This window comes from Vibrio sp. Vb2880 (assembly GCF_033337975.1).
GTDB classification, from domain to species: domain Bacteria; phylum Pseudomonadota; class Gammaproteobacteria; order Enterobacterales; family Vibrionaceae; genus Vibrio; species Vibrio alginolyticus.
In genome coordinates this window covers 81,237-95,700 of record NZ_JAWORT010000010.1, presented here as the reverse complement: position 1 = coordinate 95,700, position 14,464 = coordinate 81,237, and the positions used below count along the sequence as shown (strand labels likewise).

At 44.1% G+C, this 14,464-nt stretch carries 16 protein-coding genes; 15 read left to right on the top strand and 1 reads right to left on the bottom strand.

What is annotated here, in order from left to right; all coding sequences use genetic code 11:
* The first annotated feature begins 12 nt into the window (after positions 1-12).
* The gene (gene rluC, locus R7M92_RS12960; RefSeq protein WP_054576337.1) at positions 13-957 is read left to right on the top strand and encodes a 23S rRNA pseudouridine(955/2504/2580) synthase RluC; all 945 of its coding nucleotides are present in this window, start codon (positions 13-15) and stop codon (positions 955-957) included.
* A gap of 58 nt (positions 958-1,015) precedes the next feature.
* Here rluC and R7M92_RS12955 read toward each other — a convergent pair whose 3' ends face one another.
* On the bottom strand, positions 1,016-1,597 hold the full coding sequence (locus R7M92_RS12955; RefSeq protein WP_318133579.1) for a nucleoside triphosphate pyrophosphatase: 582 nt from the start codon (positions 1,595-1,597) through the stop codon (positions 1,016-1,018).
* Positions 1,598-1,746: 149 nt separating this feature from the next.
* On the opposite strand from R7M92_RS12955, the gene yceD reads away from it, so the two are divergent.
* The 14 genes from yceD (at position 1,747) to ptsG (ending at position 14,281) form a co-directional block, all read left to right on the top strand.
* Positions 1,747-2,271, top strand: coding sequence for a 23S rRNA accumulation protein YceD (yceD, locus tag R7M92_RS12950; protein ID WP_005387307.1), 525 nt, complete (start codon positions 1,747-1,749; stop codon positions 2,269-2,271).
* Positions 2,272-2,330: 59 nt separating this feature from the next.
* Complete coding sequence (gene rpmF, locus R7M92_RS12945; RefSeq protein ID WP_005396978.1) at positions 2,331-2,501, top strand: 50S ribosomal protein L32; 171 nt, start codon at positions 2,331-2,333, stop codon at positions 2,499-2,501.
* Between the two features lie 10 nt (positions 2,502-2,511).
* A complete protein-coding gene (gene plsX / locus R7M92_RS12940; protein ID WP_318133577.1) occupies positions 2,512-3,537 on the top strand; it encodes a phosphate acyltransferase PlsX in 1,026 nt (341 codons plus the stop codon).
* Positions 3,538-3,542: 5 nt separating this feature from the next.
* Complete coding sequence (locus R7M92_RS12935) at positions 3,543-4,493, top strand: beta-ketoacyl-ACP synthase III (RefSeq protein WP_017821385.1); 951 nt, start codon at positions 3,543-3,545, stop codon at positions 4,491-4,493.
* Positions 4,494-4,568: 75 nt separating this feature from the next.
* Complete coding sequence (gene fabD / locus R7M92_RS12930; RefSeq protein WP_054574794.1) at positions 4,569-5,492, top strand: ACP S-malonyltransferase; 924 nt, start codon at positions 4,569-4,571, stop codon at positions 5,490-5,492.
* Positions 5,493-5,537: 45 nt separating this feature from the next.
* Positions 5,538-6,272, top strand: a complete 735-nt coding sequence (gene fabG, locus R7M92_RS12925) for a 3-oxoacyl-ACP reductase FabG (protein WP_031781117.1) — start codon at positions 5,538-5,540, stop codon at positions 6,270-6,272.
* A gap of 246 nt (positions 6,273-6,518) precedes the next feature.
* Positions 6,519-6,752, top strand: a complete 234-nt coding sequence (acpP, locus tag R7M92_RS12920) for an acyl carrier protein (protein WP_004406112.1) — start codon at positions 6,519-6,521, stop codon at positions 6,750-6,752.
* A gap of 93 nt (positions 6,753-6,845) precedes the next feature.
* The gene (gene fabF / locus R7M92_RS12915; protein WP_005372948.1) at positions 6,846-8,096 is read left to right on the top strand and encodes a beta-ketoacyl-ACP synthase II; all 1,251 of its coding nucleotides are present in this window, start codon (positions 6,846-6,848) and stop codon (positions 8,094-8,096) included.
* Between the two features lie 107 nt (positions 8,097-8,203).
* Complete coding sequence (pabC, locus tag R7M92_RS12910; protein WP_318133575.1) at positions 8,204-9,019, top strand: aminodeoxychorismate lyase; 816 nt, start codon at positions 8,204-8,206, stop codon at positions 9,017-9,019.
* Entirely contained in the window at positions 9,016-10,032 is a 1,017-nt protein-coding gene (gene mltG, locus R7M92_RS12905) for an endolytic transglycosylase MltG (protein ID WP_005372950.1), read from the top strand. Before pabC ends, mltG begins: the two co-directional genes overlap by 4 nt.
* Positions 10,029-10,661: a dTMP kinase gene (gene tmk, locus R7M92_RS12900; protein WP_005387350.1), complete on the top strand. Its 633-nt coding sequence runs from the start codon at positions 10,029-10,031 to the stop codon at positions 10,659-10,661. The genes mltG and tmk overlap by 4 nt, the downstream gene beginning before the upstream one ends.
* Positions 10,662-10,685: 24 nt before the next feature.
* Positions 10,686-11,648 carry a DNA polymerase III subunit delta' gene (locus R7M92_RS12895; RefSeq protein WP_318133574.1) on the top strand — a complete coding sequence of 321 codons (963 nt, stop codon included), beginning with the start codon at positions 10,686-10,688 and terminating at the stop codon, positions 11,646-11,648.
* Positions 11,639-12,406 carry a YchF/TatD family DNA exonuclease gene (locus R7M92_RS12890; RefSeq protein WP_318133572.1) on the top strand — a complete coding sequence of 256 codons (768 nt, stop codon included), beginning with the start codon at positions 11,639-11,641 and terminating at the stop codon, positions 12,404-12,406. Before R7M92_RS12895 ends, R7M92_RS12890 begins: the two co-directional genes overlap by 10 nt.
* A 444-nt stretch (positions 12,407-12,850) precedes the next feature.
* The gene (gene ptsG / locus R7M92_RS12885) at positions 12,851-14,281 is read left to right on the top strand and encodes a PTS glucose transporter subunit IIBC (protein WP_005372959.1); all 1,431 of its coding nucleotides are present in this window, start codon (positions 12,851-12,853) and stop codon (positions 14,279-14,281) included.
* Positions 14,282-14,464: the final 183 nt, after the last annotated feature.

The window sequence follows — 14,464 nt, the reverse complement described above, 5'->3', positions numbered from 1 at the left end:
ACAATACCGCCCATGAACGAAATAAGAACAAAAGTCCAGTTCGTCGACATCGACGAAGATATGGCGGGTCAGCGCATTGATAATTTTTTGCGCAACCAATTAAAAGACATTCCTAAAAGCATGATTTATCGAATTGTGCGTAAGGGCGAAGTGCGCGTAAATAAAAAGCGTATAAAAGCAGAGTACAAGTTAAAAGCAGGCGATCTCGTTCGTATTCCACCGGTGACCGTCGAGAAAAAAGATGACGATGTCGCACCAAGTACGAAACTTAACAAAGTCGCTGAGTTGGAAAATATGATTATCTTCGAAGATGATCATATGTTGATTCTAAACAAACCATCTGGCACCGCTGTGCATGGTGGCAGTGGTTTAAAGTTTGGTGCGATTGAAGCGCTTAGGGCTCTGCGACCTCAAGCTCGCTTTCTTGAACTTGTGCATCGTATTGACCGTGATACTTCAGGGATTTTGCTGGTTGCTAAGAAGCGTTCTGCACTTCGTCACTTGCAAGCCCAGTTTCGTGAAAAGACAGTAAAGAAGTTTTACTTAGCTCTTGTCATGGGGCAATGGAAAAGCAGTTGTAAGGTTGTGAACGCGCCACTGCTCAAAAACGAAGTGAACAGTATTGTTCGTGTTAACCCTAATGGTAAGCAGTCAGAAACGCGTTTTAAGATTTTGGAAAAGTTTGAACAAGCAACATTGATTCAGGCGAGTCCGATTACTGGTCGAACTCACCAAATCCGAGTTCATACGCAATACACTGGTCACCCAATCGCTTGGGATGATCGCTACGGTGATCGCCGCTTTGATGCTTATACAGGTCAAGTTGGTTTAGATCGTTTGTTCCTACACGCGGCAAACATTAAGTTCCAACACCCATCAAATGATGAGTGGATGGAAATCAACGCACCGATGGAACCGAAACTAGAAAAAGTGTTGGCGGGTTTAAGAAACGCGTAACCATGTTTTCCTCGCGGATGCAAAAGGGAGCCACAGGCTCCCTTTTATCGTATTTGGGTTAAAGGACATCGAGTCCTTGAACATGCAACATATCAATCAAATCAATCAATGGTAGTCCGACAAGTGTGTTCGGGTCTTTACCAACTAATTTCGTAAACAAACAAATTCCCATGCCTTCGGCTTTAAAGCTGCCTGCGCAGTAAAAAGGTTCTTCCCTGTCGACGTAGCGTTCGATTTGTTCAAGCGTTAAATCTCTAAAGTGCACCTCGAAAGAATCAAAGCCGACTTCTGTATGGTTTGTGACGGTGTTATGTACTGCAAGACCAGTATAGAAAGTGATGACTTTTCCACTTTGAGCCAAAAGTTGATTTATCGCGTTATCTCTATTTAAAGGCTTGCCAACGATTTCACCATTAATGACACAAACTTGGTCACTGCCGATAACTAAACTTGCTGTATCCGTCTGGCAAGATATTGCTTTCTCTTGGGCCAGTCTCTGCACAAGTTCAGTTGGCGTTTCTTGGTCAAAAGGTGTTTCATTGCAATCAGGTGATAAACAAACGAATGGTAGTGAGAGCTTTTCAAGCAGTTGTTTACGAAAAGGGGAAGTTGAGGCTAAAACCAGTTGGTAATTTTTCATTTTGAATTACAATTCGTGGGAGCATTTCCAATAGGATAATCGATCAAAAATGATTCTGGCTAATGCTCTGTATGTTAAGCGTAAAAAAGTACAACTTTTTTGCCTTTTTCTTTGACTAATTTTGATTTGGAAGATAATATTCGCGCCCTATGCAAAAGGTAAAAATACCGCGAACGGTTGACCCAGCTAAAGCTGCACAGAAACGATTGGATTACGATGGCATCATCCAAGCTAGTCTTTTCAAGCGCTTAGTGGAAACAACTGAAGGCGTAAAACGCGACGCAGAAGTCTCATTGTCATTTGGGATGGATGAACAGCGACTCGTTGTTATCTCTGGTAAAGCTAACATCGAAGTCGATTTAGAGTGTCAGCGTTGTAATGAGGTATTCGCACATGAGTGCGAAGTTGAATTCCTTTCTACTCCTTACTACGGTGAGAAAACAGAACAGGAAGCACCAGAAATTTATGATTTGGTAGATCTAAATGAATATGGTGAATTAGACCTCATACAACTTGTTGAAGACGAGTTCATCTTAGCATTACCTCAAATTGCGATGCACGATGAAGCGGATTGTAGCGTTGATTCAAATAACATGGTTTTTGGTGAGATTCCTGAAGAAATTGAGGAAGAAAAACCGAATCCATTCGACGTTTTGAAAAGTCTGAAAAAGTAATAGGTGTGGTAGCCGATTCTTCTTCAGGTTTTTAACCCAATAGTATAGGAGTAGGGTCAATGGCCGTACAGAAAAACCGTAAAACTCGTTCTAAGCGCGGTATGCGTCGTTCACACGATGCGCTAACTACAGCTGCTCTATCTGTAGACGCGACTTCTGGTGAAACTCACCTACGCCACAACGTAACTGCTGAAGGTTACTACCGTGGTCAAAAGGTTATCAACAAGTAAGGTTGAACCTTTGCAAAGTATTACCGTTGCACTTGATGCAATGGGCGGGGATTTCGGTCCACGCGTAACAGTGCCTGCCGCCGTGCAGGCACTGTCTCATTTCCCAGAGCTAAAAGTGATTCTTATTGGTGATCAATCTCTGATCACGTCTCAATTATCTCAACTCGGTACCTCGACCAGTTCCTGCTTGACTATTCTTCACAGCGAGAAAGTTATCTCGAACTCAGAAAAACCTTCATTGGCGTTACGTAATAGCCAAAATAGTTCTATGCGTATGGCTATCGATTTGGTTTCTGAGCAGAAAGCGGATGCTTGTGTTAGTGGTGGCAACACCGGTGCATTAATGGCACTATCGCGTTTCATTCTTAAGTTACTTCCTGGCATTGAACGTCCTGCTTTAGTTTCCGCGTTACCGACGATTACCGGAAAGCGCACTTGGATGCTAGATCTGGGGGCGAATGTATCGTGCGATGCTGATAGCTTGTTCCAATTTGCTGTAATGGGCAGTGCATTAGCTGAAGAACACTTGGGTCGTCCTCCTCGCGTTGCTGTACTCAATATTGGCGCAGAAGAGATTAAAGGTAACGATTTAGTCAAACGTTGCGCAGAAATGCTTTCTCAGACCGATGCGATTAACTTTGTCGGTTATATTGAAGGTAATCAAATTTTGCATGATGTTGCGGACGTCATTGTTTGTGATGGATTTGTCGGCAACGTATGCTTAAAAGCCAGTGAGGGAACAGCTCAACTTTTTATCGAAAAAATTAAAACCAGCATAATGGCATCAACGATAAAGGGTTGGATAGCTAGAAAGTTGTTTTCTAGGCTGTTTAATGAACTAAAAACACTGAACCCCGACCAGTATAACGGCGCAAGTTTGCTAGGATTGCGCGGCATTGTCATAAAAAGCCATGGAAGTGCGGATGTATCTGCGATTGTCAATGCACTTGGCGAGGCAGTACACGAGGTCAAACGACAAGTACCAAGCCGTATTAGCGATCGTTTGGAAGCGGTTTTACTCGAGAGGCATTATTAGTCTTCATGTATAGCAAAATTTTAGGTACTGGCAGCTACCTGCCATCTCAGGTGCGTACAAACGCAGATCTAGAGAAAATGGTAGATACAAGTGATGAGTGGATCGTTGCTCGCACGGGTATTAAAGAGCGTCGAATTGCTGCAGAAAACGAAACTGTAGCAGACATGGCATTCTACGCAGCTGAAAACGCTATCGATATGGCGGGTATTGATAAAAACGATATCGACCTGATTATCGTAGCCACAACGAGCAGTAGCCATACTTTCCCTTCATCTGCGTGTCAGGTGCAGGCAAAGCTTGGCATTAAAGGTTGTCCAGCTTTTGACTTAGCCGCTGCTTGTTCTGGTTTTGTGTACGCATTATCTGTTGCAGACCAACATATCAAATCTGGTATGTGCAAAAACGTACTTGTGATTGGTTCAGATGCTTTGTCTAAAACGTGTGATCCGACAGACCGTTCAACCATTATCCTATTTGGTGATGGTGCCGGAGCCGTTGTCGTAGGCGCTAGCCAAGAGCCTGGCATTATCTCTACCCACATATACTCGGATGGTCAATTCGGAGAGCTTCTAAGCCTACCTGTACCTGTGCGGGGGCAAGATGCGGATAAATGGCTTCATATGGCTGGGAACGAAGTATTCAAAGTCGCTGTCACTCAGCTATCGAAACTAGTAAAAGATACGCTTGAAGCCAACAACATGCATAAGTCTGAACTAGACTGGCTAGTGCCGCACCAAGCGAACTACCGCATTATTTCAGCGACAGCGAAGAAACTTTCGATGTCACTAGACCAAGTCGTGATTACACTTGATAAACACGGCAACACATCGGCTGCAACTGTGCCAACAGCACTAGATGAAGCGGTACGTGATGGTCGTATTAAACGCGGTCAAACTCTGCTTCTTGAAGCGTTTGGCGGCGGATTCACTTGGGGCTCGGCCCTTGTGAAGTTCTAAGTTTCACAAGAATTCAAAATTTAAGGTGCACTTGGTGCATCTTATTTCTTTTTACTTTGCTTAAAGGAAAACAACATGAGCAAGTTTGCTATCGTATTTCCAGGTCAAGGTTCTCAAGCTGTAGGTATGCTTGCAGAACTAGGCGAACAATATGACGTAGTAAAACAAACATTTGCAGAAGCATCTGACGCACTAGGTTACGATCTATGGGCGCTTGTTCAAAATGGACCTGCAGAAGATTTAAACGAGACTTTCCGTACTCAACCAGCTTTGCTAGCTTCATCTGTTGCAATCTGGCGTGTATGGCAGGAACTTGGCTTAGAGCAACCAGCCAACCTAGCTGGTCACAGCCTAGGTGAGTACTCAGCACTTGTATGTGCGGGTGTTATTGACTTTAAAGAAGCCATCAAGCTGGTTGAATTACGTGGTCAACTTATGCAAGAAGCAGTACCAGCTGGTACTGGCGCAATGTACGCGATTATCGGTTTGGCTGATGATGCGATTGCAAAAGCGTGTGAAGACGCAGCGCAAGGCGAAGTGGTCTCTCCAGTAAACTTTAACTCGCCTGGCCAAGTCGTTATCGCTGGTAGCAAAGACGCAGTAGAGCGAGCTGGTGCGCTATGTAAAGAAGCTGGTGCGAAGCGTGCGCTTCCTCTTCCTGTTTCAGTACCTTCACACTGTGCACTTATGAAGCCAGCAGCGGAAAAACTTGCTGTAGCTCTTGAGTCTATCGAATTTAACTCACCACAGCTGCCAGTTATCAACAACGTTGATGTGATTGCTGAGACAGATCCTGCAAAAATCAAAGATGCGCTTGTTCGTCAGCTACATAGCCCAGTTCGTTGGACTGAGACAGTTGAACTGATGCACGAACAAGGCGTAGAAAATCTTCTTGAGCTTGGTCCTGGTAAAGTTTTAACAGGTCTAACAAAACGTATCGTGAAAACGCTAACTGCAGCCGCAGTGAATGATATCGCATCGCTAGACGCTGCGAAGTAATCCATCAAGCGATAAATTTGCGATAAGAAAAGGAAACACAACATGATGAATCTAGAAGGTAAGATCGCGCTAGTTACCGGCGCAAGCCGTGGTATTGGCCGCGCGATCGCGGAACTTCTTGTCGAGCGAGGTGCTACGGTTATCGGTACTGCTACTTCTGAAAGTGGTGCGGCTGCTATCAGCGAGTATCTTGGTGATAACGGTAAAGGCTTAGCGCTTAACGTGACTGATGTCGAGTCTATCGAAGCGACATTAAAAACTATCAACGAAGAATTTGGTGTGATCGATATTCTGGTGAATAACGCTGGTATTACTCGTGACAACCTATTGATGCGCATGAAAGATGATGAGTGGAACGACATCATCGATACCAACCTAACGCCAATCTACCGCATGTCTAAAGCGGTTTTACGCGGTATGATGAAAAAACGTGCGGGTCGTATCATCAACGTAGGCTCTGTTGTTGGTACCATGGGTAATGCTGGTCAAACTAACTACGCAGCAGCGAAAGCGGGCGTGATTGGTTTTACTAAATCAATGGCTCGTGAAGTTGCGTCTCGTGGTGTAACAGTGAACACTGTTGCTCCTGGTTTCATCGAAACTGACATGACTAAGGCACTAAATGATGACCAACGTGCGGCAACTTTGTCGAACGTGCCAGCAGGTCGTTTAGGTGACCCACGTGAAATTGCATCAGCAGTAGTTTTCCTTGCTTCTCCTGAAGCAGCGTACATTACTGGTGAAACTTTGCATGTAAATGGTGGCATGTACATGGTTTAATGCGACAGTTTATGCAAAATAAGCTATTTTACATTGTGAAAAATAGCCTATAGTTGCAGTTAACTGTCATGAACTTGTCATGCTTATGCGCAAGATTTGTGCATGATTTAAGTCAAAAATGTATTGAAATTCGGTTAAATTCGCTAATTTTGTGGTTTGACCAGCAAGGACCCCCTTGCAACTTTCAATAGTTCGAATAAACTACGGAATCATCGCATTAGGCGAAATCTGTAAAGGAAAAGAAAAATGAGCAACATCGAAGAACGCGTAAAGAAAATCATTGTTGAACAGCTAGGTGTAGACGAAGCAGAAGTTAAAAACGAAGCTTCTTTCGTTGACGATCTAGGTGCTGATTCTCTAGACACTGTAGAACTAGTTATGGCTCTAGAAGAGGAATTCGACACTGAGATTCCTGACGAAGAAGCTGAGAAGATCACTACTGTTCAAGCTGCAATCGACTACGTAAACAGCGCTCAGTAATTAGCTCTCCCAGGCGGTCTCCTAGACCGCCTGTGTTCTTTCTAACTTCTTCTATCCTCTCATAGAAATATTCAATTCCCGGAGAATTATATCGTGTCCAAGCGTCGTGTAGTTGTCACTGGCATGGGTATGTTGTCACCGGTAGGCAACACAGTAGAATCATCTTGGAAAGCCCTGCTAGAAGGTCAAAGTGGTATCGTAAATATCGAGCACTTTGATACTACGAACTTCTCAACTCGTTTTGCAGGTCTTGTTAAAGATTTCGATTGCACAGAGTACATGTCTAAAAAAGATGCTCGTAAGATGGACCTTTTCATCCAGTACGGCATTGCAGCGGGTATTCAAGCTCTTGATAACTCTGGCTTACAAATTACCGAAGAAAATGCGGCTCGAGTTGGTGTTGCTATCGGCTCAGGCATTGGCGGTCTTGACCTGATCGAAACTGGCCATACTGCATTAGTAGACAAAGGCCCTCGCAAAGTTAGCCCATTTTTTGTTCCTTCGACCATTGTAAACATGGTTGCAGGTAACCTATCTATCATGCGTGGTCTTCGTGGTCCAAATATCGCGATTTCTACCGCATGTACTACTGGCCTGCATAATATCGGCCATGCAGCACGTATGATTGCCTACGGCGATGCAGATGCGATGGTTGCTGGTGGTGCAGAAAAAGCTTCTACGCCTCTTGGCATGGCTGGCTTCGGTGCAGCTAAAGCACTATCTACTCGTAATGAAGAGCCTCAAAAAGCGTCTCGCCCATGGGATAAAGGCCGTGATGGTTTTGTTCTAGGTGATGGTGCTGGCATGATGGTGCTTGAAGAGTACGAACACGCAAAAGCACGTGGCGCGAAGATTTACGCAGAACTGGTTGGTTTTGGTATGTCTGGTGATGCTTACCACATGACATCTCCAAGCGAAGACGGCTCTGGTGGTGCACTTGCGATGGAAGCGGCGATGCGTGACGCTAACATCACAGGTACTCAAGTAGGTTATGTGAATGCTCACGGTACTTCTACTCCTGCTGGTGATGTTGCAGAAATCAAGGGCGTGAAACGTGCTCTTGGTGAAGAAGGTGCGAAGCAAGTTCTTGTGTCTTCAACTAAGTCTATGACGGGTCACCTATTAGGTGCTGCTGGCTCTGTTGAAGCAATTATCACGGTTATGTCTTTGGTTGACCAAATTGTTCCGCCAACCATTAACCTTGATGATCCAGAAGAAGGTCTAGACATCGACCTTGTGCCGCATACAGCGCGCAAAGTTGAAGGTATGGAGTACGCTATCTGTAACTCGTTTGGCTTTGGTGGTACAAACGGTTCTTTGATCTTCAAGAAGTTCGCTGAGTAACACTATCTAACCTAATTTAGATAAGCGAAACTTGTATTCTAACGGCTCGATGCTTAGCATTGAGCCGTTTTGTTTTATTTGTTGTCTGCTAATTTGAAGGTACGTGAATGTTTTGGGTAAATGGAGTTCCGCAAACGCATGTAGAGCTAGGTGATCGCTCATTCCAATACGGTGATGGAGGCTTTACCACCATCCTGACCCAAAATGGAGAGTTGGTTTACTGGCAAGAACATACTGAGCGCATGAGTGCTTGCCTTGACGCTTTGAAGATCTCTTCACCTGACTGGAAAGTTGTGCATGATTGGGCAAGCAAAGCGGTTTTATCTGACGCACGAGCGGGGGTGAAGATTCACGTTAGCCGCGGTATTGGCGGGCGAGGGTATAGCCCTAATGGGATTAAAGGCCCTATCGTGACGATTTCCAATTTTGCGTTTCCTTCTCATTATTCATCTTGGCAAGAACAAGGTGTGGACTTGGGCGTTTGTAATACTCGTCTAGGGATTCAACCTTTACTTGCTGGACATAAGCATAACAACCGTTTAGAGCAGATTCTCGCCAAGGCTGAAATCGACAATACAGAGTTTGCAGATGCAATAACGTTAAATGTGCAAAACTATGTCATTGAAACTACAATGGCCAACCTTTTTTGGGTTAAAGGTAATAAAGTATTTACGCCGGAGCTGACCTTATCAGGCGTTACGGGCGTAATGCGTCGTAAGGTGCTTGAGTTACTTAAAGTAAGTCATATTGAAGTCATCGAGGGGCGTTTTATACTTCCAGATTTGCTGAGTGCTGACGAGGCTTTCATGTGTAACTCAATATTAGGTGTCGCACCTATTCGCAGCATAGTGACATCGAACTCTAAGACGATATTTCCGATAGGAAAATTGACTCAACGACTGCAAGGGAATTTAACTACGTGATTAAAAAACTGTTGGCTTTTGTTGTGCTGATCGCAGTGATAGGCGCAGCAGCTGTTTTTTATATAATTTCACAGGCTAAACAATACGTTGAAAAGCCTATTCTATTGGAACAACCTCAGCTGTTTACTGTAGAAAGTGGTACAAGCTTTCATCATGTCATGCGCGCCTTAGTTGAAGATGAGGTGATTGAAACATCGGAGTACATCCGTTTAATTCCTCACTTATATCCAGAATTGTTGCAAGTGCGAGCGGGTACTTACCAACTTGAGCCTGGTATGTCACTTTCGCAAACATTGGAGCATCTGAATACTGGAAAAGAATACCAGTTTGCGATCACTTTTGTTGAAGGCAGCCGCTTTTCTGAATGGGTAGATCAACTAAAAAGTGCTCCTTATTTAAAGCATGATTTAACCGATCTTTCAGAAAAAGAAATGGCTGCGAAGCTCGGAATTGAGAGAGAAAAGCTAGAAGGGTTGTTTTTAGCAGAAACCTACCATTACACAGCGGGTGCGAGTGAAAGCCAGTTATTAAAACGAGCGCATCGAAAACTCAATAAAATACTGGACGCTAGCTGGGAAGCTCGTCAAGAAAAGCTGCCATTACAGGATAAATATGAAGCCTTGATTCTCGCGTCTATCATCGAGAAAGAGACGGCTATTGATTCTGAGCGTGAGCGCGTCGCTTCTGTGTTTATCAACCGATTGAACAAACGTATGCGGTTACAAACTGATCCGACAGTTATTTATGGTATGGGTGACGCCTACGATGGCAACATTCGTAAGAAAGATTTGCGTACGCCGACACCATATAACACCTATACCATCAATGGTTTGCCACCAACACCGATTGCGATGGCTGGTGAAGCTTCCATTGAAGCGGCTTTGAATCCAGAAAGCAGCAACTATTTATATTTTGTAGCAAGTGGAAAGGGCGGACATGTATTCTCGAAATCCCTTGCTGAGCACAACCGTGCTGTTCGTGCCTATTTAAGAGAACTAAGAAAGAACAAATGATGAAAGCAAACTTTATTGTCGTTGAAGGCCTAGAAGGCGCGGGTAAAAGCACTGCGATTAAAACCGTTTTAGATACGCTAAAAGCGGCCGGTATTGAGGATATCGTAAATACCCGTGAGCCAGGAGGCACACCGCTAGCAGAAAAAATGCGCGCTCTGGTGAAAGAAGAGCACGAAGGCGAAGAACTTAAGGACATGACGGAGTTGCTTCTTCTGTACGCTGCACGTGTTCAGTTGGTTGAGAACGTGATCAAACCAGCTTTGGAAAACGGTCAGTGGGTGGTTGGTGACCGACACGATATGTCGTCGCAAGCTTATCAAGGTGGTGGCCGTCAGATTGACGCATCGTTAATGAAAAATCTCCGGGATACAACGCTTGGTGATTTTAAACCTGCTCTCACTCTCTATATGGATATTGACCCTCGTGTTGGGCTTGAGCGTGCACGTGGGCGTGGTGAGTTAGATCGTATAGAGAAGATGGATATTAGTTTCTTCGAGCGTACACGTGAGCGTTATTTGGAGATTGCTCATGCCGATCCTTCCATCGTTATCATTAACGCAGAACAGACGATTGAAGGCGTGTCGCGTGATATTCGGGACGCTCTAAACGAGTGGCTAGCTCGTCAATAAGTGAAACGTAAATTTAGGTGACTCATGTTAAATGATTATCCATGGCTACAGCCAATATGGGATAACCTCAAAGTAGGGTTAGAGTCGGACAGAATACCAGGTGCGCTTTTATTACAAAGCGAGCAGGGCTTGGGCATCGAAAAACTTATCGAGTTTTTTAGCCAAGCACTTCTTTGCCAAAATTACGCGAGTGAAGCATGCGGTTTTTGTCATAGCTGCCAGCTAAATCAATCTCAAAACCACCCTGATTTACACTGGATCAAGCCAGAGAAAGAAGGAAAGGCGATAACGGTGGACCAAATTCGCGCTTGTAACCGTCTTGCTCAGGAATCATCTCAGCTTAATGGTTACCGCCTATTTGTAATAGAACCGGCGGACTCTATGAACGAGTCGGCATCGAATGCGCTGTTAAAGACGCTAGAAGAGCCTGGGGCAAAGTGCTTGTTTTTGCTCGTTTCCCACAATCAGGAGCGTCTGCTCCCAACGATTCGTAGCCGTTGCCAACACTGGGTTGTTGCGCCTCCGTCAGCGGAACAAGCGATGCAATGGATGCACGAACAAGGGGCGAAGCAAGTTCCTGCTTATGCCTTAAAACTGAATATGGGCTCTCCAATAAAAACATTGGATGCGTTAAATAATGGTGAGCTCGAAGCTTACTTGGCTTTTGAACGCAGTTTTATTAAGGCAATGTCTTCGCCTGTTTCAGACGTTTCTGAGTGTGCTTCTTTAATCGCTAAACACTCAGAGCAATCACTAGACTGGGCATGGTATTTACTGACAGATGCTCAGAAAGCGCAGTTTGGTGTATCAGAAGCTCAAATGCTTCCGGGCGCGACAAAGTTTCAACCGGACAACTATAACGGTTTGTACTCATCAGCGAAGGCGCTGATGAACCTGAAAGCTCAGGTGCAAGCCTTTCCTGGCCTGAACCTTGAGCTACTATCAATGAATTGGTTAATTGAATCACGAGAGGCATTATGTTCGTAGATTCTCATTGTCATTTAGACAAATTGAATTACGACGATCTCCACATCAATGTGGAAGACGTTATTAACAAAGCTAAACAAGCAAACGTAACTGAGCTACTTTCTGTTGGAGTAACGCTGGATTCTTTCCCGAAAATGATGGAAATGATCGAGCCTTATGACAATGTTTATGTTTCGTGCGGTGTGCATCCACTTGATGTTGAAAGCGACTTTTCGATGGACGTATTGCGCCACCATGCGTCGAATGCAAAAGTCGTCGCTATTGGCGAAACGGGTTTAGATTATCATTACAAGCCCGAAACGGCCGCGTTACAGAAAGAGCGCTTTGAGCAACACGTTGATCTTGCAGTGGAGCTCAACAAACCTTTAATTATCCATACCAGAAACGCACGTGCGGATACTCTTGATATTTTGCGTAAGGGTGGGGCAGAGAAATGTGGTGGTGTTATCCACTGTTTTACAGAAGATCTTCCATTTGCTGAAGCTGCACTGGAGCTGGGGTTTTATATTTCTATCTCGGGGATTGTTACTTTCCGTCAAGCTACAGAGTTAAAAGAAGTGGTGAAGACTCTACCTTTAGAGAAGCTTCTTATTGAGACAGATTCTCCTTACTTGGCTCCTGTCCCTCATCGTGGCAAAGAGAATCAACCCGCTTATGTTGTCGAAGTCGCTTCTTATATTGCGCAACTCAAATCGTGCTCTCTTTCTGAAGTGGCACAAAAAACCACCGAAAACTTCCGAAATCTTTTTTTGCGATGAAAAAATAATAAGAGCATAAAAAAGGAGCTTAGGCTCCTTTTTTGTTGATAAAAACAACAGATACGCTCACGAGTTTAATGTTTACTAAAAATGTTGATTTAATAACATTCAAAAATCACAAATGTAATTTTGTTACTAAAAATAACATTGAGGCGTATTTTATTTACGCCTTAAAATTAATTATATAAATAATTAATTCTTTATAAAACAGTAATATAAGTGCAATGCAAACCTTTTCATCGGCTGTTTTTGGGTGTGATCCAAGACTTGTTTTGAAACTAAATTTCGTAACTGTGTGGAAAGTTTGAGGGTCATCAATATATATTTAGAGCCGGAAAATATAATGCAGTTGTGGTTACATTTTCATTGGGTGCTAACCTTTAGGCTACGGGGGTGTGCCGTTAGTGCCCAAATAATACTTATAAATTTATCAGGAGCATAAACATGTTTAAGAACCTTTTTGCTAACCTGCAAAAAGTTGGTAAGGCTCTGATGCTTCCAGTATCAGTTTTACCAGTTGCAGGTATTTTATTAGGTGTGGGTGCTGCCCATCTAAGCTTTATTCCAGAGATCGTTTCTAATCTTATGGAACAAGCTGGTGGTTCAGTATTCGGCCAAATGGCACTTCTATTTGCAGTAGGTGTAGCTCTAGGCTTCACTAACAACGACGGTGTTGCAGGTCTTGCAGCTATCGTTGGTTACGGCATCATGACGGCAACGCTAGGTGTAATGGCGGGCGTTATGGGTGTTGAGAAAATCGATACAGGTGTACTAGGTGGTATCCTTGTCGGTGGTGTGGCTGCTTGGGCATTCAACCGTTTCTTCAAAATCCAACTTCCAGAGTACCTTGGCTTCTTCGCTGGTAAGCGCGCAGTGCCAATCATCACTGGTTTTGCTGCGATCATCCTAGGTGTTATCCTTTCTGTTATCTGGCCACCAATTGGCGGTGCAATTTCTGCATTCTCTGATTGGGCTGCACACCAAAACCCACAGCTAGCATTCGGTATCTACGGTGTTGTTGAGCGTTCTCTAATCCCATTCGGTCTACACCACGTATGGAACGTACCGTTCTTCTTCGAAGCAGGTTCTTGTGTTAACGCTGCCGGTGAAGCTCAAAATGGTGTACTAACTTGTTACCTAGTTGCTGATGAAGCATCTCGTGCTGCTGGTAATGGCTTCGGTCAGCTAGCGGGTGGTTACATGTTCAAGATGTTCGGTCTACCAGCTGCAGCAATCGCAATTGCTCATTGTGCTAAACCAGAAAACCGTGCAAAAGTAATGGGTATCATGGCGTCAGCTGCACTGACTTCATTCCTAACTGGTATTACTGAGCCAATCGAATTCTCATTCCTATTCGTTGCTCCACTACTATACGGTATCCACGCTCTACTAGCTGGTTCTGCATACATCGTTTCGAATACTCTAGGCTTTGTACACGGTACTTCTTTCTCTCACGGTCTGATCGACTTCCTAGTTCTATCTGGTAACGCTCAGAAGATGGTGCTAATGATTGCCGTTGGTCTAGTTTACGCAGTAATTTACTACGTAGTGTTCCGTGGTGTAATCACAGCGCTTGACCTAAAAACACCTGGCCGTGAAGATGAAACGGAAAGTGCAGCTGTAACTTCTGGCTCTGATATGGGCGGTGAACTGGTTGCAGCGTTTGGCGGTAAAGCTAACATTACTGGTCTAGATGCATGTATCACACGTCTACGTGTAGCAGTTGCAGATACAGCAGCTGTTGACCAAGACAAGCTAAAACAACTAGGCGCTGCTGGTGTTGTAGTTGTAGCTGGTGGTGTACAGGCTATCTTCGGTACTAAGTCTGATAACCTAAAAACTGAAATGGATGAGTGGATTCGTAACCACGGTTAATCGCAGTCATTCATAGTAATGCATAAAAGGAGGCTTCGGCCTCCTTTTTTAGTTCCTATTTTATTAACTGACAGTTCCTTTTTAGTGTGATCCTAAACTCATCTTTACTTTTGTCAGCTTTTTCATACATCGAGCTTACCCATCGTTGACATATTGATATGCCATTATGTTTGAATAGCGAAT